This window comes from Clostridioides sp. LIBA-7678 (assembly GCF_056716065.1).
Window position 1 is genome coordinate 396090 of the sequence record NZ_CP196987.1, and the last position, 21370, is coordinate 417459.

The window sequence follows — 21370 nt, forward strand, 5'->3', positions numbered from 1 at the left end:
TAAATTATCATTTTAGTATTTTATTTAGTCAAAGTAAATTATTCAAATGAAAAATATCTCATTTAAATAAAAAATTTAAATAAAAGTAAAAAAAATAATGTATTTGTTAAAAAATAAATTGACAAAATATTCAGAAAAAAACTTCTTGACCTAGAGAGACAAAGTAAATAAAATCTAAGGTATAGACATGAAATCTATAAAAATATTTTAAGTATAAGTTAAAATATAGATGATGTATTTAAGATTTATAAAAATAGGCGATACATAATTATTTAGGGAGGTTTTTAGTATGGAGAAGAAAGAAAAAGCTGTAGAAAAATTAAATGTTGAAGTATGTAGTCCTGAAATTGTCAATAGTGTTGAGACATTAAAAATGAGGCTAGAAGAAATCAGACTAGCACAAAAAGAATTTGCAACATTTACACAAGAGCAAGTAGATAAAATTTTCTTAGCTGCTTCAACTGCAGCAAATCAACAAAGAATACCTCTAGCAAAAATGGCAGTAGAAGAAACTGGTATGGGTATTGTTGAAGATAAGGTTATAAAAAATCATTTTGCTTCAGAGTATATTTATAATGCTTATAAAGACACTAAAACTTGTGGTGTTATAGAAAAAGATGAAGCATTTGGTTTCACAAGAATTGCTGAACCAGTAGGTGTTTTATCAGCAGTTATACCAACAACTAATCCTACATCGACTGCAATATTTAAGTCCCTAATAGCACTAAAAACTAGAAATGGTATAATTTTCTCTCCTCATCCAAGAGCTAAAAACTGTACTATAGAAGCAGCTAAAGTTGTACATGATGCAGCAGTTAAAGCAGGTGCCCCAAAAGGACTTATAGGTTGGGTAGATGTACCTTCAATTGAACTTACTAACGTTGTTATGGCAGAGGCAGACCTTATATTGGCTACTGGTGGACCTGGAATGGTTAAATCTGCATATTCTTCAGGAAAGCCAGCTGTTGGAGTTGGACCTGGAAATGTACCTGCAATAATAGATGAGAGTGCAGATGTAAAAATGGCTGTTAGTTCAATATTAGTATCAAAATCATTTGATAATGGTATGATATGTGCTTCTGAGCAAGCAGTAATAGTGCCAGAAAAAATATATGAAGAAGTTAAAAAAGAATTTAAATATCGTGGAGCACATTTCTTAAATAAAGAAGAAACAGAAAAAGTAGGAAAAGTAGTAATAATTGATGGTTCATTAAATGCTAAGATAGTTGGTCAACCAGCTCATGTGATAGCTAAAATGGCTGATGTAGAAGTTCCAAAAACAGCTAGAATAATAATTGGTGAAGTAGAATCTGTTGAAGTAGAAGAACCTTTTGCACATGAAAAACTTTCTCCAGTACTTGCAATGTACAAATCTAAAAGTTTTGAAGATGCAGTTGCTAAAGCTGAAAAATTAGTTGCAGATGGTGGATATGGCCATACATCTTCGTTATATGCAGACTCTATAAATCATCCAGATAGAGTAGAGAAGTTTGTAAATGCTATGAAGACTTGTAGAGTATTAGTTAATACTCCATCGTCACAAGGTGGTATAGGTGACTTATATAACTTTAAATTAGCGCCATCTCTTACTCTTGGTTGTGGTTCTTGGGGTGGAAACTCAGTATCTGAAAACGTAGGAGTGAAACATTTACTTAATATCAAGACAGTAGCTGAAAGGAGAGAGAATATGCTTTGGTTTAGAGCACCAGAAAAGGTTTATTTCAAAAAAGGTTGTTTAGGTGTAGCAGCAAGAGAATTTAAAGATGTTATGGATAAAAAGAAAGCCTTTATAGTAACAGATTCTTTCCTTTACAATAATGGATACACTAAGAAGCTAACTGATTTGTTAGATGAGATGGGAATTAAGCATACTACATTCTTTGATGTTGCTCCAGACCCAACATTAGCTTGTGCAAGAGAAGGAGCTAAGGCTATGGCTGATTTCCAACCAGATTTAATAATAGCTGTAGGTGGAGGTAGCGCAATGGATGCTGGTAAGATAATGTGGGTAATGTATGAGCATCCAGAGGTAGACTTCCAAGATTTGGCTATGAGATTTATGGATATAAGAAAAAGAGTATATGCATTCCCTAAAATGGGTGAAAAAGCATACTTTGCTGCTATCCCAACTTCAGCAGGTACTGGTTCAGAGGTAACTCCATTTGCAGTTATAACTGACCAAGATTCAGGTGTAAAATATCCATTAGCAGATTATGAATTAATGCCAAACATGGCTATAATCGATGCTGACATGATGATGGAGATGCCACCAAGATTAACAGCAGCATCAGGTGTTGATGCCTTAACACATGCACTAGAAGCATATGTGTCTATGCTAAGAACTGAACCAGCTGATGGATTAGCACTTCAAGCAGGTAAAATAATATTTGAATATCTACCTCGTGCATACAAAAATGGAAAGAATGATAAAGAAGCAAGAGAAAAAATGGCAATGGCATCTACTATGGCTGGGATGTCTTTCGCAAATGCTTTCTTAGGAATTTGTCACTCTCTAGCACATAAACTGGGTGCATTCCACCACGTTCAACATGGTGTCGCAAATGCATTATTAATAAATGAAGTAATTAAGTTCAATTGTGCAGAAGCTCCAAATAAGATGGGTGCATTCTCACAATACAGATATCCTGATTGTATACAAAGATATGCTGAATTTGCTTCTTTTGCAGGAATCAAGGGAAATACAGACCAAGAAAAAGTAGATAACCTTATAAAAGCAATAGATGAATTAAAGGCAAGAGTAGGACTTCCTAAAACTATAAAAGAGGCTGGGGTAGAAGAATCTAAATTCTTAGAAGGATTAGATGCTATGGTTGAACAAGCTTTTGATGACCAATGTACAGGAGCTAATCCTAGATACCCATTGATGAGTGAATTAAAAGAGATATATTTAAAAGTTTATTATGGTAAATAATATTTATTGTACAATATAGGTTCTATTAGACTTGAATATAAATTATTAGATTTGAATATAAATAGATTTTTATTAGAGTCGTATATAAATAGTTTTTAATAATACATTATAACTTAAATCTTAAACGGAAATGATAAAAAGTTAAGAAATTCATATTGATTTTGAATATGTGTATTTAATCAATTAACTTTAAAATTAGTCGGAAAATTTTTTTATTACATATAATTTTAAAGCAGAATATATAAAAAACTTTATGAAAAAATTATAAAAATATTCAGAAAATTCTATTGACTAATTTATTTATCATGATATAATAAGTTTAGAAAACAAAAAGAATTGGGGCCTATTAAGGCCCCCTTACTACTTTTTGATAGATTTATTTAGAATAACTTTCTCACTTTGATTTTTTATATTTATTATAGAATCAGTATAATCTACTTCAAAGTTAGCAAAAGCAGAGAATAAATCTATGTCCCTTAATAAATGAATTGTCATACATTGATTGTTCTTATTTACCCTTAGAATCAATGCTCTTACAAAGGGAAATTGGATTCTAGAATTAAATAAGTTAGAACCGTCAGTATCTATATCTAAGCTACGATAATTAATATCTATAAATACATCTACATCATCGTTTTCTTCTCTTATTATTCTATAGTCAAAATCCAAGTCTAAATTTAAATTACCTAAAACCAATAACATTTAAATCCTCTTTTCTATAAGTAGTTTTAGAGTATTAGTTTAACTAAGCTCTCCATCTATTATAGATATAATTCTATCTGCTTTTCTAGCAATATTTTCATTATGTGTTATTATTATAAGAGTTTGGTTATATTTTTTTATAGAATTTTTTAGTAAATCCATGACTTCTTCTGTAGTTTTACTGTCCAAATTTCCTGTTGGTTCATCTGCTAGTATTATACTTGGTTTTGCAGATAAAGCACGTGCAATAGCAACCCTTTGTTGTTGACCACCAGATAATTGATTTGGAAGATGATTTTTCCTCTCACTAAGACCCAATAAATTTATAATGTCTTCGATGTATTCTTCATCAACTTTTTTATTGTCTAACTTTAGTGGTAATTCTATATTTTCTTTTACATTTAATACTGGAATTAGGTTATACTGTTGAAAGACAAATCCTACTTTTTGTCTTCTATATTTTGCTAATCTTTTATCTGAAAGGCAACATATATCTTTACCATCGACTTTTATAGTTCCACTACTTGGTCTCTCAAGACCGCCTACTAAATGTAGAAATGTGCTTTTTCCACTTCCACTTGGACCAATTATCGCAACAAATTCACCCTTATTTATTTTTAAATTTGCATCCTTTAGTGCATGTACAGCTGTTTCCTTTTTTCCATAAATCTTACCTAAGTTAAGAATCTCTAATATAGGCATAATTAATCCTCCTATTCTGTAATGTTTATAGCTTCAACTATACTAATTTTATTTATTTTCCTTAATGGAATATATGTAGCTAGAATACCTACAATTATGTTTGCTAAAACAACTAGGATATATATTTTGTAATCTATTGAAAATCCCAAGCCATATGATACAAAATTACAAGTGTAATACATTCTAAATTGTATTATAAGACTTACCACAATAGTAATTACACTTGAGAGTGCTCCATATAATATTCCTTCATAGAGTATCATATTTTTAAATCCTCTCTCAGAGATACCAATAGCTCTTAACATTCCAAATTCGCTAGTTCTTGAAGTTAAGTTATAACTTATATTATTTATTATGTTAAGTACACTAATTATAAACATTACTGCTACTATTCCATAAGCATAAATCAGAGCTCTAGCTGTCATCTTATCAGAGTTTTCTTTTTCCACTGACATATTTACTGTTGTAGTTCCAGGAACTTCACTTCCTATTTTACCTAAAAGTGTATTTATTTTTTTTATATTTGCATTTTCTTTAAGATCTACATAAACTAAGTTATATTTATCTACACCAGTTAATTTTTTTAGATATTCGCTACTCGTTATTACATCTATACCATTATCTGAAGAGTATGAATTATTATCTGCAAAAGGATAGCTCACAATAGCTCCAACTTTAAATTCATATTCTAGATATTCATAATTATCTTTTCTTCTCATATAAAGATCTGTATCTATTTCACCTTTTGGATATTTGACTTTTATAGTATCTCCTACTTTCATATCTACAACAGGTGTTCCTATACCAGGAGTATAACTCTTGCTGTATTTATTTGTTTTAGAAATTTGTGGGACATACACTATAGCCAGGTTTTCCTTTTTCATTTTTTCTAAGTTTATACTTCCACTTACTAAGTATTTCTCTAATGAATTTATCATCTCATCATTATAACCTCTTAACTTTTGCGATAGTGTATATTTGCCAGTAGTCTTATTTTTTGTCAATATAGGAAACTCCTTAAAATAAGGCGTTGAATTCATAATGTCGTAGTAATCTAATTTATTTATTTTATCTAATTCTATTTTTGTATTTAAGGTGCTAGCAATTTTGACTTTGTCAATTCCATCTATATTTTTTATTTTGTCTATCTGATTATCATTAAAACCATTTATATCTGCGATAGAATTAGTCTTATAAGTTTCATTTAATTTAAAAGTAAGATTTGATAGAATAAAATCTGCATTCATATATGTTCTTTCTTGACCATCTTTATTTTGTATATCTGAAAAAGAATATTTATAATTTTCCTTTATGACCATTATACCTCCTAGAGTCATAGATAATATAATTATAATGAATCCTTTTTTATTCCTAAAGATATTCTTAGCAGATATAGATTTTGTTACTGATATATTTAAAGTTAATTTTGATATCAAAGAATTGACCTTATTTATATTTTTATCAGTTCCAAAAGTTTTTCTTATAGCGTCAATAGGAGAAATTCTTCTTATCTTTAAATATGTAAAGAAACTTATAATGAGTATTGTCAGTATTATACATCCAATTGATAAAAGGATTATTTTATCTGGGATAACAAAAGGAGTAACTGTTACATTTCCTTCAAATTGAATATTTCCTGCAGTTCTATTAAATATTTGTGCACCACCAATACCTACACATATACCTATAGGTATTGCTATTAAAGCAAGTATGAAAAGTTCATAAAACATAAGCTTGAAAATCTTAAAGTTAGTGGCGCCAATAGCTCTTAAGATACCATATTCCTGTATTCTTTGGTATATTGATATAACATAGATACTATATATTACAATACCAGAAAATAGGCTCATAGCAATTGCAGTGTATTTATTTGAGTTATCTAAAGTGCCATTTTCCATAGTAGCTTCTATAAGCATTTTGTTTTTTCCAACACTATTCTTATCCAACATAGTAGCTTTTACTATATTATCTATATTTGTATTTATATCACTACCCTCATTAAATTCAATATATGTGTAAGAAAACTTATCCAATTTTGATTCATTGAGATTCAAAAAAATTTCGCACATACCTTGTTTTTTCTGAATAGATCTATCTTCAAGTATTCCGACAACTTTAAATGTCTCTGGTTTTTCTTTTTGATATAATTTAAACGTAAGGTTTTGATTTATTTCTGGTTTTAGACCCATACTATTTAAAACCCATTTTTCTACTACCACCTCATTGTTAGCTTTTGGAAGGTGACCTTTTATAAGTTTAGATTGATTAGTTAGGTAATTTTTATTTGCATATTCTAAGTTTATAGGTAATTTTTCATTAGGATCTGTATAGCCATAGTGAGCTGTTATACCTAAATTTTTAATATCTTTGCTAGACTTTATGTATTCTAATTGATTTTTATTTATATCCTTAAAGTATACATGGTCAGTTCCAAGGTCTTTTTTAAATCTATCTACATCTGCTTGCTGAGCACTTCTTGAGAGGGTGCCAATACCGACAATGAGTGATGTAGCAAGAATTATACTCAGAGTAATTGCCAAAGATCTTGCTTTATAACTTTTTATGTATCTTAGTACTATTTTCAAATTATCTTTCATATTTACCACTTCCTTTCTTAGCTAACTCAATTATATGTTTATTTAAAATATATAGCAAAGTAAGTATTTACAAGTTTTGAGTACTTAATTGTACAAATTTATATGCATATTTACAAGTTTAATTAATGTACATGTAAAATTTGACTTTTTACATAATTTTTCTAAAATGATATAATCCTCATATAAAGTGTAGATGGGAGGGGAATTATGGAGAATAATTTTATATTTCCTATAGTAATACTAACTTTGTTTATATTTAGTAATCTTATAATGAATAAATACAGGTTTTATAAAGAATTAGACATATTAAAAAGAGGAATATTAACATTTTTTGTATCGTGTTTTGTATGGATTTTATTCATGGAGGGTATTGAGTATATACAATTAAGTTTAGGATATAATTTTTTACTTGAAGGAGTATTAAATATTATACTTTTTTTAATTTTAATTATTTTAAGCTTTTATATAGGATTTAAATTTATAAGATTACTAGACAATAACAATAAACAAGAGTATAAGCTACAAAAATTAGACAGTAGAATAAATCATAAGGACAATATAATCGTAAAATTAAGAAGTCAAAAACATGACTATTTAAAACATTTACAAGTAGTATATTCTCTATTAAATACTGGCTTAGCTGAAGATGCCAAAGAATATATAACGAATATATCAAATAGCTTTAAATCAAAAAATTCAAGATATGGGAAAGTATCTTATTTAGATGCTATAGCTTCCTTAAAATATGAGGAATGTCTTGAAAAGAACATATCTTTTGATGTATATATCCAAGATTTTATGGATAATTTAGAGATCGAACCTAATGATATGAGTTCAGTGCTATTAAACATAATAGACAATGCAATAGAATCTTTGTCTGCTATACAAAAGGAAAAGAAGTATATAAGATTACATGCATATGAAGATGAATTTCAGTATATTATAGCCATAAAAAATAATGGTCCTAAAATACATAATGCCGAAAGTATATTTTTGGATGGATTTAGCACTAAAGAAGGGCAAGACAGAGGCTTTGGGTTATATCTAGTTAAAAATATACTAGATAAGTATGATTATAGTATACTTGTAAATAGTGACGATTTTTTAACTGAATTTGTAATTTTAATACCAAAATATTATTAGTTAGGAGGAGAGAAGTCTGTGATAAAAGTTTTGATTTGTGATGATGATAAAATTGTAAGAGATGATATAGCAAATATAGTTAAAGAGTCTGGATATGTAGATTATGTTAAGAAAGTCAAGGATGGTATAGAAGCAATTGAATTTATAAAAAGTGAGAAAATAGACTTATTGATTATTGACATTGATATGCCATATAAAAATGGGATTGATTCTGCCAAAGAAATTCTTTCTATAGATAAAGATATACATATAGTTTTTGTAACAGGTTTTGCTGACTATAGTCTTGAGAGCTTTAAAGTACATCCTATAGATTTTATAGTTAAGCCGTTTAAAAAAGAAAAAATACTTGATTCAATTAATATAGCAATAGACCACATTAACTCTCATAAAATTGCAAAAAATAATTTTATAGAAGATACTCTTTTTGTATATAAAATAAGGAAACAGATACATATGATTAATTTTGATGATATAGTCATGTTTGAGAAAAATTCAAGAGCTATTAATTTATATACTAGAGATGAAGATACAATAAAATTTTATGAAAACTTTGATGATTTAAAAAAACGCCTACCTCCTAATTTCTTTATGACTCATAGACAATACATAGTAAATTTAAGACTTATACATAAGGTTATACCTATAAATAAGTCTTCTTTAGAGATAAAATTTATAAATTTTCAAGAAAGTGCTACTTTAAATAAATCTTTAGAAAAAGATTTTCTATACAGATTTTATAGGGTTAAAAGGTTCTAATGAAGAAAAAAATTTTCAGTGATATACAATATGTACGATGAAGATATCATATAAATTTGCTATAGTTATAAATTAATTCATATAAAATATAATATAAAAACATATTGGACTTTCATGGAAAATTAGAAAGCCCAATATGTTTTAGAGATAAATCTTATATTTATAAGTTGCTTAAAATACTAGGGTCTTTAATCTTATTATCTTCAGCAAGTAATAAGATTTTAGACATAATCTCAGCAGTCTTAGGGTCTTCATCAGCAAAAGGAAGGAATATCTTTCCTCTACTTTGAGAATGTACAGGAAGTATATTTAAAGCACCCATTCCTTTTTTATGTACGATACCAGAACCCATATGTACAGAATACTCACCTAAATTGCCTACTATAAGAGCATGAGAACCTTCAAAATTGACATTTTTAATCTTTAACAATAATAGCAATTCTTTAGCAATTGCTATACGCATCTCTACAGTAGAATGGCTTGTTTCAGGGTCAACACCACCAGCATGAGCGACACTTACAACGAGGTCTATATCACGCATAACTTCTGAAAATAAAATTGGAGGTATTGAAGCCAATTCTAGGCTTTTATAAGTTTTTCTATCAAAGAATTCTACTGTTTCAATAGTAGGTGGCTCAATGTCTGCTGGCGAAAACCAATCAGCAAGTGCAAACATTTTTGCTACTATATTTTCTTTATAAAACACTTTTTGTAAACCTTCTTCATAATCAACAGTCCAAAGCTGATTTCTAAGAAGTGCTACAGTTTTCTTTGGCTGGATTTGGTGTCCAGCATATCTGCGAGATATAGTTTTTTCAGATAATTCATCACTATTTATTCTATAATACTCGCGGAATACTTGCTTAAATGGCTGAACAATTTGCTTATTAAATAAGTCATGTTGGAATTCACTCCATTTACCAGATTCAAAAAGATGAACCGGATGTGCAAGTTTTAATTTATTTTTTGCTGTTAATTTAGAAGTCTCGCCCTCTATATTGCAAATAAAGAACTTAGACTTATCATTATAAACATATCCAATATTATCATCGCACACCCACACTAGATTCTTAATCAAAGGGCAGATAACTGGGTTTTTATAAATATTGGAGATTTCTTTAACTGTAAATATTATTTCATTTTTCATAGCTTGTTCTAAACTCTGTTTTGCACGAGAATACTGGCTCTTTAAATCTTTTTGAACAGATTTAAGTTCAAGTACATATGGATGTTTGGCAATGGCTTTTGGTATACTTTTTAAAGCTTTATTACCTTTCTGGACTTTAGTAGATGCTTTACCATTTTCATCAACATCTATCCAAATTGAAGTTCCATCAATATCTTTTGGCTTAAATAAATGAGAGACTTCATTTAGTTTTTCAGTTTCAAGAGCCCACATCATACGATTGACATCTCCAAAACCAGCACTTCGAGCTAGATTTTCTAGCGCTATTGTACAAGCTTTCGATTCACTTTCACGACGTTGTGCTCCAAATTGTTTACTTTCTTTAGCAAATTTTTGGATAAATTCATAACGGAAAGTTGCTTCTTTAAGGTCTCCTTTTTTCATAGGAAGTAAAGAAAAACTTCTCAGTTTGTCTTGATTTCTATTTGTTTCAATTTCCTTCATTAACATGTCCTTATCAAGTTTACCAAGTGTAGCATCAGCATAAAGTTGTGCTCGTCTATGAGAGTTTCCACCACTAGTTATATACTTAGCTGATTTGTAAAGTAGATTGAATCTTTCTTCACCAATGGTCTTATATGAATCCAAAAACCAGTCTATATCAAAAGCCCCATCGATAAAACTACGTGGTGAAATAGGGGAGAATAGAGCAACTTCTGATTCTTTTTGTGCAGAAAATCCTTCATTTATGTGTGCATGGAAGTACCAAATTGTACTCTTTAGACCCTTCCAGTTTAAATACTTTTCAATTATATTGACCCATTGAGGAGCATACATAGCAGCTTCTATCAATCTTAATTCAGTAATATCAGTGTCTTTAAGCAATTTTTTTAATTCTTTTGAGTCATCTTCTTTAGTAGGATAACAATTTTTAAGTAGAGAACTTAAAACATCTTTCTTTGAATAATTGTTACCATATGAATATCCCCTTTGAAAAGTTTCTTTACCAAGAGCAACTAATAGATTTACAAAATAATTTATACCTTCAAAATATTGTATGTTATTAGCTAGATGAGAAACTTCTGTTGGCATATCACCTCTACGTGATTCAATTTCTATAACTCTATTTGTAACAGTTTTTAAATTGTTTTTAAGCCAAGGATACTTTTCTAATGTGTCGCCAGCCCATCTAGGATTTGTTAGTGTTCTTATTATATTTGATGAATTGTATCCACTTATAATTTCTCTATTAACTTGTTCTTCAGTCATTAATCCTAATTCATGAGCACGAGCAAATACACCTATGCTAGTATAAAAAGGAAACTTATATTCTAATAACTGATAATTTGAAAATGTAGTATAGAAAAACTTAGTAAAAGAAATATCATCATAAATAAATGAATTTGCTTTATCAAGCCAATAATTTAAAATAGGGGCATCCAAAGCAGGGCAGTATTCATTTTGTCTATAATAGTTTTTAGTAAATTCAACTCTTTGTTTTTTACATTGTTCTGTAGTTAATAAATTTCTTAGTTTATAATATATATCTAAACAATAGTCAAATATCTCTTTATGGTCAAACTCATTTAGTAAAACTCTTAGAAGTCTTCTTGTAAGTGCATCGAATTTTAATTTATCAAGTCTTGCATATATTTTCTTTTGTTTTTTATAGTCGAGAACATTTGAATAGATAGACGAAAACCAACTTTTTTCTATTTCATTATATCCGCATGTATTTATATTATAAAATAAAATATCAAGTATTAATTTGTAGTCTAAATCGAGTTTTTTACTAATTCCCCTCCAAAGTCCTGCCAATGGATAATTATCAAGAGTATCATTAGAAGTCTTATATTTAATAGGAGTCAGATTATAAGTAGAGTAACCTAAAAGTACTTTTTCTACATTACCTGACCATCTTTCAACTTCATATTCATAGTCTGCATTTTCAGTAATAAGTTCATCAAATTTTTCATAAACTTGTATTATTTTATTTATGTCTGTATCAAGAATTTTTTTAGCTTCTTTTTTTGTTGATATAGAAATAGATTCTTCACCTGAAGATAAACTTATATTTGAAATAATTTTATTAAGTTTTGATGGAGTAGAAGAATCATCTTTAAAAGTAAATTGTTCAGGAATTTGAACCTTGTCTTTAGGATTATATATTCCAAACCCATTTTCTTTACAATAATCATTTTTTGCTTTACCTAATAAATTATCAATTAATATTTGAACTTGAGATGTATTCTTTTTAGATTTATCAATATCTTCTATCAGTAAAATAAGCTTATTATATAGTTTTTGTCTATTAGTATTGTCTTTTAATAAGTTTACAATTTCAAGACCTCCAAGACATTTTTGTGAATTTGAAGATTTTATAAGAGAGGAAGCGATGTTCTCTAATTTTGAATCATCTTGTTCAAGTAAAATTTTTATTACAGTTTGTCTAATAGAGCTTGTCTTTAAAGAAAGTAGATTGGTTATTTTGTCTAGCTCTATATCTGTTAGTTCAAGCTTTCTAAGTAGACTTAATACAGTTTCTCTATTGGAAACACTCTTATCACTTAAACATTCTAGTAAGAACTCACGTTGTCTATCCGTTTTTGGTTCATTTATAAAGTTGACTATAAGTGAAGCTCTTAAGTCTGAGCTCATAAGATGACAATTTTCCATAAGAGTGTCTATAAATTGGGCATTCATATCGTATGCTGTTAATGTCATCATACATTTAAGTATATCGTGAGAAGAAATTTCAATCCAAGTCCATGGAAATACGCTTCCTGAAAAAGATTTAGTCTTTGAATTTAAAATTTCTAAAGTATGTTTTAAATTTTCAAATTGTTCTTTTCTAGCACTAAAGTCTTTATCAATTGGAGTGTTTGACAGGTCAAAGTCAGTTTCTCTTTTTTGCCAATTATAGTAGTAGCCAACAGAACTTTCTACATAGAAATTTCTAATTACCCATGCTAGAATTTCTAAATCATCTCCCTTGATATTTTTAGATGCTATTGAGTGTTTGAAATATGTACTTTCTGTATGTGACAAGAAGTAAAGACCTACAAGTTTTTTATATTTTTCCTGACAAGAAAGTAAATCTTCAATAAGAGAGTAAGAGTCATATATATTGTAAGTTGCAGTAGCCCATAAAGCAAAATAAATTTCAAGATTATCATCACTATTAACTGATTCTGTACGGAAATTTTCATCAGTTAATGATTTATATGAAAGTTCTAAGCACTTACGTATTATTCCGGGTTTTTGGTCTGAAAAACCAAGTCCTGTCCATGTATCTAAGGCTCTTATAACAGAACTAAATCTCTCTAAATTATTGTCCAAGATAGTTTTTAACATGTATATTGATGCAGGAATTGTACCTTCATCTAAGCTCTCCACAATTTGTTGTCTAAGCCCTTCTTGTTGCTTAGCTGCCAAAAGAAGTTTAGAAAGCATTTCATAGCATTTCTCACTATGACTTTTCATAATACCAATTATCATTTGTCTTGTAAGTAGAGCAGTTTGATTCTCTCCAAATATTACTTCTTCCAAGGCATTGATTATTTCTTGATTACCTTTATCTATTTCCAGTGCTATTTTATCACTCATTACAGAGTCATAGTATAAGACCTTATTTGGAAGCGTAAGATAATCTATAACTGAGAAATCATAATAAATTAAATCTACATAGTTTGAAATAAATCTAATTATACTTCTAAAATAATCTACAAGTCTATTTGAGCGATAACCTTTGCGATAATAGCCTCCTGAATATGTATAATCCATCTTTCTTTTAATTAACTGACAAAGTTCTTCTACTTGTTCAGAAGTAAGTATTAACTCCAAAGCATTTTTTAAGGGTCCAGAAAGTAGTTCATCTATATTTTTAATCTCATAATAATAGCAATTATAATATTTTTTTATCATATTTAAGAATTTATCTTCAGGGTCTCTATAATAGTATGAGCTATTTTCTATACAGTCCCAGAGAGCTTTTGCTAAGTCATAATACTTTTTTGAAGAGGATTTAGTAAAATTATTTTTTAAATTTTCAATTATTTTAGGATTTTTTTCTACTCTAGTACGTTCCAACATTTATGTACCTCCAAATTATTTATTTTAAAACATTCTTCCAGCAAGTAGGGTAAGTCTTATAAAGGTAAATATATCTCCATTTTTTAGACTTATAGGGGAATTAAGTTCTTCAATAACATCTTCATTTATAAGCACCTTGTAAATTCCATCTTCAAATGCCTGTAATGCAACTTCTATTGCTTTTTCTACAGATTGTTTATTTTCGTTATAAATAGAACCAAATCCAACTTTTCCAATATCAGCCTGAGATTCAATTTCTTCATTAGTTAAGAAGTTTATTATTGATTTTTCTGGGATTTTTTCATTATATTCAAGAACATTTTTAGATACAATTTCAGAGATAGCCTCTTTTAGGCAATTGATGTTGTCAGATAAATCAAAAGGAGTAAGTTCTAGCATAGGTTTACGTTTGCCAACGGCTTTAACTCTAAAATAAATTTGCATAAAATCACCTCGCAAAACATTAATTATATATTTAAAAATTTATCTATTTGTTATATTATATCATTTTGTGAATTATTAATGTGAATTATGAGATTATTTTACAAAAAATAGAAAAAAAGCTATCTTAAAGTCTAAAAAAGAAATAAAAGATAACTTTTAACTATGAGTATATAAAATTATAACCATACATTTATTAAATTTTAATTTTAGAATTACTTTTGGTATCTATCTTTTTTTATTTACAAATTTTGGTCCTAAATATTTTTTTATTTCTTCTTCAGGAGAAAAGTCATCAATAAGTATTTCTTTTCCAGTATCCTCAAATACTACAAGAACTTCACAGTCACCTTGTAAGAAAAATTTTCTAACAGTATCTTCTTTAACTTCTCTAACCTTTATTACATTCTTTTTTTCTTTCTCAAAGTCTTTTGTGTAATAACTTCCCATCATATTAATTATTTTTGTATATCTATTCATAAAATGCCTCCTTATGCGATTAAATTTTAAAAATATGTTATAATAATTGTTTGTATTAACTTAATAATTATAACAAGGAGTAATAATAATGACTAGTATAAAAAATAAAGATATTTTAAATTGTATAGATTATTCCATTAAAAATAAGCTCTTTGATGAATTAAATGATGTATATAAATCTTTGCCAACAGGAAATTGTTCTGGATGTGGAAGTTGTTGTATGGAATCAGTAGGTATAAATTTAATTGAGTTTTTGAATATATTTTGTTATCTTGAAGATAGAGTTGATTTAAAAAGAAGTTGTATAAGTAAGGTATTAGATTACTACTTTGAAGAGTATACAAGAAAGAATGCATGTCCATTTAAAGATAATAATAATAGATGTTTAATATATGAAGTTAGACCATTAAATTGTAGACTGTTTGGACATTGGAAAAAAGAGGACTATAATAAAAATTTAGATAATGTCACTAAGAAAAATAACGATTATAAAATATTGATGAAGAAACAATATGGATTTGAAATAAATGATGAAGTGGTAAATTATAGAATAGATTACTGTGATAGCTTTGTTCCAGACAAGGATTATTTAAGTAAATCTGAGAGATTAAGTTTTTCTGATAAACTTATGATATTAGATTCAAAGATTTATTCTAATGGACTCATAGATATAGATTTTAGAGATAGAGGGATAGTTGAATATTTTATAGAGTCATTACTTTATAGAGGCTTATCCTATAATGTAAAAATAAGGATATCTAAAGAGTACAAAATAAGAAGAAGAACTATTGATAGAATAAAAAGGATTGTTCTTGTAGATTCTCATATTAGTAAGTAATAAATTGTAGCATAAATATTGTCAAAATGAGGTGAAGAAGGTGAATCTTACAAAAGTAAAAGGAAATACCTTTTTTATAAAAGGTGGCACGAATACAGGAATATATGTATTTGAAGATAATACAGCACTTATGATAGACCCAGGGTTATGTGGTTCAAGACCTAGGAGAGTAAATAAAGTTTTAGATGAAAATGAAATACAAGTTAAATATATTATAAACACTCATGGTCATGATGACCATTATGGAGCATGTAATCAATTTAAAGAGTATTATAAAGATGTGTGTATAATGTCATCAAAATACGATAAATTATATATAGAAAATCCAGAACTATTTTCAAAGTATATTGTCGGGGGAAAGAGCAATGTATTTATGGATAATATTTTAAAAAATAAACTTTTGGATGATATAAAAATAGATAAATCTATAGAAGCTGGTAAGCTTGAATTAAATAATGAAATGTTTGATATAATTGAATTTCAAGGTCATACACCTGGAAGTGTCGCTGTTTTGACAAAGGATAAGGTAATTTTTGTTGGAGATTTATTGATAGGAGATGAAATTCTATCAAAATATGATTTCTTGTTTTTATATGATATACAAGAACAAATAAATTCATTAGAGAAATTAAAAGATATAGATTTTGAGTACTTAGTCTTAGGGCATGGCAAGCAAGTAATATCAAAGGAAGATTCTTATGAATTAATCGAAAAACATTTAAATGCTCTAAAAAAATATCTATATCAAATAAGAAAGTTACTTGAAGAGCCTAAATCTTTAGAAATTTTATTAAAAAACATTATAAATAACAATAATTTAAGCAATAATTATAAAGAGTATCATTTTTTTAAATCTTCATTAGTATCTGTTATAAGTTACTTAGTTGATTTAGGAGAAATAGGATATATATTGGAGAATGGGGAATTGCTTTACTATACAAAAACAAAATAAATTATGATAAAATAAAGAAGGTCATAAAAAACAAATAAAGGGTGAGCAATATGGAATACGAAAAATGGAATGAAATACTAGCGCCTTATGAACATGCAGTAGAAGAGCTAAAAATAAAATTTAAAAATATAAGAAAAGAATATTTAGCAAAAGGTGAATATTCTCCCATAGAGTTTGTTACAGGCAGAACAAAAAAAATATCTTCCATAATATCTAAATTAAAAAGGATAAATGCAAAAGATATAGAAACTGAAATTGATGATATTGCTGGTATAAGAATAATGTGCCAGTTTGTTGAAGATATATATGCTATAGTTGATTTGATAAAAGTAAGAAATGATATGACTATAATAGGAGAAAAAGATTATATTACAAATTACAAAGATAGTGGTTATAGAAGCTATCATGTTATAATAAAATACCCTATAAACTCAATTGCGGGTTCAAAGGAAATTATATGTGAAATACAAATAAGAACTCTTGCAATGAATTTCTGGGCTACAATAGAACATTCATTAAAATATAAATATGACCATTACATACCTGAGACTCTTGCCGAAAGACTTAGAAGAGCATCTGATGCTGCCTTTCTTTTAGACCAAGAAATGAGTGAAATAAGAGAGGACATAATGAAAGCTCAGGCTATGTATCAAATGAAATCTATAGCTATTAGAGATACTCTAAATAGAATACAAGAATTATATGACTTAGGGGACACACACAAAGCTATGCAGTATCAAAGAAAATTGGATAGAACTGAAACAGATAAAAATATAACCGAGATATTGGAATTAAAACAAGAAATAGATATATTACTGGAGCAATATAAAAATACTAAGGTAGATGATAAAGTAGTTCAATAAAAAGCTACTTATAGAAAATTTGCTAAATATTAATGGGGCTGCCTCTTAATGGAAAATAATTTCTAAAAAGAGACAGCCTATTTAGTGTAATCAAGAAAGGAATGATATTATGAGTTTATATGCTATAGGTGATTTACATTTTTCAACATCAGTCAATAAGCCAATGAATATCTTTGGAAGTAATTGGGATGGTCATGAAAAGAAGATTATAGATAACTGGAAAGAAGTTGTTAAGGAAGACGATTTAGTCTTAGTATTAGGAGATACATCTTGGGGAATTAATTTATCAGAAGCTAAAAAAGACTTAGATATAATAAGCGAACTTCCAGGACAGAAAATACTTATAAAAGGAAACCATGATTATTGGTGGACAACTGTTACAAGTTTAAATAAATTATACGAAAACATGAGTTTCATTCAGACAAATTTCTATGAATATAAAGATTATGCAATTTGTGGTGGTAGGGGTTGGATATGCCCTAATGATGTCAAATTTGATGAGACTGATGAGAAAGTTTATAAAAGGGAAGAAAATAGACTGAGATTATCATTAGAGTCTGCTCGCAAAAGAGGTCACTCAAAAATAATTGTGATTACTCATTATCCTCCTACAAATGATAAATTAGAAGAATCTTTATTTACAAAGCTATTTGAAGAATATAATGTAGAGAAAGTGATTTATGGCCATTTACATGGAAAAGAATCTTTTAAAATGGGATTAAAGGGAATTAGAAATGGAGTAGAATATATATTAGCATCCTGTGACTATACAGAATTTAAATTAATAAAAGTTAACGATTAAAAAACATAAATTGGTAAATACTATAAGATACATGATTAAAAATAAATATTTGAGGGATTTCGGTTTTGAGAAAGGAGACACGACTTATGAGGTGGATATTAGTTTTTATATTTTTATATCTTATTCCTTTAGTAGTGATATTCAGAAATTACAAGAATTTTAAGAGGTCTTGTATCTACAGTAGTATTTATGTGGTATTAGCTACAACAATAATGATAAGTAATATTTATATGAGTGGACTTAATAAGATAAAAGAATCTATGTATTATCACAATTATATTTCCGATGAGACATATGATGAAAAGTATGTATCAAATTTTAATGAGAAAGAAAGTACTGATTTAAAACAAAACAAGACAAAGAATGAAGAATCATCAAATAACAAAGAATTAGATAGTCAACAAGATAAAAATGAACAAAACAAGGAAAGTAATGAAGATAATACGAATTTAAAAGAAAATAGCGATTCAGAGAATAATGTTTCAGCAAATGATAAATCAGAAGAACAAGAAAATACAACAAAAGAAAGTAGTAATCAAACGAACAAAGAAAAAAATAGTGAAGATATAAAAAAAATAGATATAGAAAGTATAGGAATTTTTAAGAAAGAAATCTATAATATAGAAAGAGTAGCTTTGGTTCCAATGAGAGAATGTATACCTTACACTAAGGACATAGCAAAAAATATAACTAAATTGTCTAGTATAAAAAAAGATGTTACAAATGCTAGAGATAAGTGTAAAGAAGTTGTAAAAGAGTATGAAAATATGCAGATTCCAGAACTTTCTAAGGAAGAGTATACAGAAACATTGAGCAATGCTAGAGATGATGTAAAGAAAGCATATGAACTTAGAGAAAAATCTATGGAAAGTGCTTTAAAGTTAATAAATACTAAAAGCCCTAAATATATAGGGAAGATAACTGAGTATCTTGACTTGTCAGATAAGCAGATAGAAAGTTTTAAAAATAGATTGAATGATTTAAAAGAAGAAATAAATGAAGCAGAAACAAATAGTATTGATTAATAAGAATTAAGCATATAAGTTAAAAGGGAGATTAAGATGAATAAGCAGAGTATTGGAAAACTAAATATGTTTTTTATGGGGATTACTCAAAGAAACCTTGATAATAAGGATTTTTTTATTGAGTTAGAAGTGATTTTTAAATCTGGAAGAAAAGAATTTAAAGGAGTGGCAACAGAGGAAGATAATAAGTATAAATTTAATTTTAAAGGAAAATCAGATTTATATACATTTAATGAATTGCTTAAGAATATTTCTAAAGAAGCAGAGAACTATGATAGTTTAGTATTTAAATATATTGAGAGAGGAACTATTGTTGTAATCGAAGGCGATAATAAGAAGGTAAATGTAAAGTATCTAGACAACATAGAAGAAGTACCTAAAATAGATGAATTTACAGCATCTCAAATAAAAAACAGAGATTATTATGTAAAAGTAGGACAGGCAAATGCACTTTTAAAAGAAATTGGGGTACTTACAAAAGATGGTAAGATAAAAAATGATAAAATAAGAAAGTACAATCAGATAGACCATTTTGTGGAATTAATAGATAGTATTCTAAAGGAAATAAAGGATAAAGACTGTATAACAATTTTGGATTGTGCTTGTGGTAAATCTTATCTAAGTTTTGTTTTAAACTTTTATATAAAAGAAGTGCTAAAGAAAAACTGTTATTTTATAGGAATAGACTATTCAGATGTAGTTATAGAAGCATCAAGAAATATGGCTAAAAACTTAGGATATAAAAATATGTCGTTTATAAAAGAGGACTTGACTAATTATACACCAAATAGAGATGTTGACCTTGTGATAAGTCTACATGCTTGTGATACAGCAACAGATATGGCAATAGGTCTAGGAATTAGGGCAAAATCCGAAGCTATAGTAGTAGTACCATGTTGCCATAAGGAATTATTAGGGCAATATAAATATGAATCTATGGAACCAATATTAAAACATGGAGTATTTAAAGCTAGATTTGCAGATTTAATAACTGATGGTCTAAGAACTTTGTTATTAGAAGGCAATGGATATGATACTTCTGTAGTAGAATACATATCTCCACTCGATACACCAAAAAATCTAATGATAAGAGCAATAAAAACTAAAACAAATAATGAAAAAGCATTAAAAGAATATAGAGAGCTTAAAGCTCAATTTGGAGTTGAACCAACTTTAGAAAAACTTATATATTAGTTAAAAATGTAAAATTTACAAAAAGCTTGCTTAAATATGCAAGCTTTTTGGTATTATATAGGTATAGTCATATCCAGAGTTTTGATTTATAATTAAAGCTGTGCTATAATATGTGATTAATCAAATCAATAAACGTTACATGGAGGTAAAAATGAACAAATTAAATATATGTATTGATATAGATGGAACAATAACAAGCCCTTATCATTTTCTTCCATACCTAAATGATATTTTTAATAAAAACATAACTGAAGCAGAGTGTATAACACATAATTGGGAAGAATTATATGGTTCAGGGATAAGAGATGTATATGCAGAATTTAATAATAAGTATATACATTCATATGATGAAGCAAAGATTGTGGAGGGTGCTACTGAGGTAATTGGCACATTATCTAAAGGACATAAGTTATCTTTTGTAACAGCTAGACATGAGTGTTTAACTGATGTAACTAAAAACTGGCTATCGAGACAAGGATTTTCAGATATAGATGTTTACTTATTAGGAAGTGATTATAAAGTTGAAAAGGCAAGAGAGCTGAGCTGTGATATATTTATAGAAGATAATCCTTTAAACTCAGTACAATTAGCTGATGCTGGAGTTAAAGTAATACTTCTAGATACTAACTATAATAAAGATATTACACATCAAAATATAGTTAGAGTTAATAATTGGATAGATATTGAAAAAATTATAAAACAAAGTGTTTAAAAGATTTGTAAAT

Annotated in this window: 16 protein-coding genes; 10 read left to right on the plus strand and 6 right to left on the minus strand. The window is 27.9% G+C overall.

The features are described 5' to 3' along the window. Positions 1-289: 289 nt before the first annotated feature. A complete protein-coding gene (gene adhE / locus ACTG46_RS02200) occupies positions 290-2932 on the plus strand; it encodes a bifunctional acetaldehyde-CoA/alcohol dehydrogenase (RefSeq protein WP_074179962.1) in 2643 nt (880 codons plus the stop codon). 360 nt (positions 2933-3292) lie between these two features. Here adhE and ACTG46_RS02205 read toward each other — a convergent pair whose 3' ends face one another. Genes ACTG46_RS02205 through ACTG46_RS02215 form a run of 3 tightly spaced genes read right to left on the minus strand, consistent with a single transcriptional unit; the run spans position 3293 to position 6933 of the window. Continuing rightward, complete coding sequence (locus ACTG46_RS02205; RefSeq protein WP_021382906.1) at positions 3293-3634, minus strand: hypothetical protein; 342 nt, start codon at positions 3632-3634, stop codon at positions 3293-3295. 39 nt (positions 3635-3673) lie between these two features. Continuing rightward, on the minus strand, positions 3674-4336 hold the full coding sequence (locus ACTG46_RS02210) for an ABC transporter ATP-binding protein (protein ID WP_054275714.1): 663 nt from the start codon (positions 4334-4336) through the stop codon (positions 3674-3676). Positions 4337-4347: 11 nt separating this feature from the next. After that, positions 4348-6933 (minus strand): ABC transporter permease, encoded by a 2586-nt coding sequence (locus ACTG46_RS02215; RefSeq protein ID WP_479923510.1) that lies wholly within the window; start codon positions 6931-6933, stop codon positions 4348-4350. Positions 6934-7140: 207 nt separating this feature from the next. On the opposite strand from ACTG46_RS02215, the gene ACTG46_RS02220 reads away from it, so the two are divergent. Together ACTG46_RS02220 and ACTG46_RS02225 are read left to right on the plus strand one after the other, a co-directional pair. Continuing rightward, positions 7141-8076 carry a sensor histidine kinase gene (locus tag ACTG46_RS02220; protein ID WP_479923511.1) on the plus strand — a complete coding sequence of 312 codons (936 nt, stop codon included), beginning with the start codon at positions 7141-7143 and terminating at the stop codon, positions 8074-8076. Between the two features lie 18 nt (positions 8077-8094). Beyond that, positions 8095-8832 (plus strand): LytR/AlgR family response regulator transcription factor, encoded by a 738-nt coding sequence (locus tag ACTG46_RS02225; protein ID WP_009888197.1) that lies wholly within the window; start codon positions 8095-8097, stop codon positions 8830-8832. A gap of 160 nt (positions 8833-8992) precedes the next feature. Here ACTG46_RS02225 and ACTG46_RS02230 read toward each other — a convergent pair whose 3' ends face one another. The 3 genes from ACTG46_RS02230 to ACTG46_RS02240 form a co-directional block, all read right to left on the minus strand. Next, positions 8993-14050, minus strand: a complete 5058-nt coding sequence (locus ACTG46_RS02230) for a DUF5724 domain-containing protein (RefSeq protein WP_479923512.1) — start codon at positions 14048-14050, stop codon at positions 8993-8995. 24 nt (positions 14051-14074) lie between these two features. Beyond that, complete coding sequence (locus tag ACTG46_RS02235) at positions 14075-14494, minus strand: hypothetical protein (RefSeq protein ID WP_054268921.1); 420 nt, start codon at positions 14492-14494, stop codon at positions 14075-14077. Between the two features lie 225 nt (positions 14495-14719). Next, the gene (locus ACTG46_RS02240) at positions 14720-14971 is read right to left on the minus strand and encodes a hypothetical protein (protein WP_054268922.1); all 252 of its coding nucleotides are present in this window, start codon (positions 14969-14971) and stop codon (positions 14720-14722) included. A gap of 88 nt (positions 14972-15059) precedes the next feature. Between ACTG46_RS02240 and ACTG46_RS02245 the strand changes: the two genes are divergently transcribed. The 7 genes from ACTG46_RS02245 (at position 15060) to ACTG46_RS02275 (ending at position 21357) form a co-directional block, all read left to right on the plus strand. Next, positions 15060-15809, plus strand: a complete 750-nt coding sequence (locus tag ACTG46_RS02245) for a YkgJ family cysteine cluster protein (protein WP_054268923.1) — start codon at positions 15060-15062, stop codon at positions 15807-15809. Positions 15810-15849: 40 nt separating this feature from the next. Next, complete coding sequence (locus tag ACTG46_RS02250; protein ID WP_054268924.1) at positions 15850-16761, plus strand: MBL fold metallo-hydrolase; 912 nt, start codon at positions 15850-15852, stop codon at positions 16759-16761. A gap of 50 nt (positions 16762-16811) precedes the next feature. Further along, on the plus strand, positions 16812-17624 hold the full coding sequence (gene yjbM / locus ACTG46_RS02255; protein ID WP_054268925.1) for a GTP diphosphokinase: 813 nt from the start codon (positions 16812-16814) through the stop codon (positions 17622-17624). Positions 17625-17733: 109 nt separating this feature from the next. Next, positions 17734-18426 (plus strand): metallophosphoesterase, encoded by a 693-nt coding sequence (locus ACTG46_RS02260; RefSeq protein ID WP_054268926.1) that lies wholly within the window; start codon positions 17734-17736, stop codon positions 18424-18426. 86 nt (positions 18427-18512) lie between these two features. After that, positions 18513-19451, plus strand: a complete 939-nt coding sequence (locus tag ACTG46_RS02265; RefSeq protein ID WP_479923513.1) for a hypothetical protein — start codon at positions 18513-18515, stop codon at positions 19449-19451. Between the two features lie 36 nt (positions 19452-19487). Next, positions 19488-20645, plus strand: coding sequence for a class I SAM-dependent methyltransferase (locus ACTG46_RS02270; RefSeq protein WP_054268928.1), 1158 nt, complete (start codon positions 19488-19490; stop codon positions 20643-20645). Between the two features lie 151 nt (positions 20646-20796). After that, the gene (locus tag ACTG46_RS02275) at positions 20797-21357 is read left to right on the plus strand and encodes a 5' nucleotidase, NT5C type (RefSeq protein ID WP_054275723.1); all 561 of its coding nucleotides are present in this window, start codon (positions 20797-20799) and stop codon (positions 21355-21357) included. The last annotated feature ends 13 nt before the right edge of the window (positions 21358-21370 follow it).

Coding starts and splice junctions, on each gene's coding strand:
- adhE (WP_074179962.1), top strand. CDS start 290: ATGGAGAAGAAAGAAAAAGCTGTAGAAAAATTAAATGTTGAAGTATGT.
- ACTG46_RS02205 (WP_021382906.1), bottom strand. CDS start 3,634: ATGTTATTGGTTTTAGGTAATTTAAATTTAGACTTGGATTTTGACTAT.
- ACTG46_RS02210 (WP_054275714.1), bottom strand. CDS start 4,336: ATGCCTATATTAGAGATTCTTAACTTAGGTAAGATTTATGGAAAAAAG.
- ACTG46_RS02215 (WP_479923510.1), bottom strand. CDS start 6,933: ATGAAAGATAATTTGAAAATAGTACTAAGATACATAAAAAGTTATAAA.
- ACTG46_RS02220 (WP_479923511.1), top strand. CDS start 7,141: ATGGAGAATAATTTTATATTTCCTATAGTAATACTAACTTTGTTTATA.
- ACTG46_RS02230 (WP_479923512.1), bottom strand. CDS start 14,050: ATGTTGGAACGTACTAGAGTAGAAAAAAATCCTAAAATAATTGAAAAT.
- ACTG46_RS02235 (WP_054268921.1), bottom strand. CDS start 14,494: ATGCAAATTTATTTTAGAGTTAAAGCCGTTGGCAAACGTAAACCTATG.
- ACTG46_RS02240 (WP_054268922.1), bottom strand. CDS start 14,971: ATGAATAGATATACAAAAATAATTAATATGATGGGAAGTTATTACACA.
- ACTG46_RS02245 (WP_054268923.1), top strand. CDS start 15,060: ATGACTAGTATAAAAAATAAAGATATTTTAAATTGTATAGATTATTCC.
- yjbM (WP_054268925.1), top strand. CDS start 16,812: ATGGAATACGAAAAATGGAATGAAATACTAGCGCCTTATGAACATGCA.
- ACTG46_RS02260 (WP_054268926.1), top strand. CDS start 17,734: ATGAGTTTATATGCTATAGGTGATTTACATTTTTCAACATCAGTCAAT.
- ACTG46_RS02265 (WP_479923513.1), top strand. CDS start 18,513: ATGAGGTGGATATTAGTTTTTATATTTTTATATCTTATTCCTTTAGTA.
- ACTG46_RS02270 (WP_054268928.1), top strand. CDS start 19,488: ATGAATAAGCAGAGTATTGGAAAACTAAATATGTTTTTTATGGGGATT.
- ACTG46_RS02275 (WP_054275723.1), top strand. CDS start 20,797: ATGAACAAATTAAATATATGTATTGATATAGATGGAACAATAACAAGC.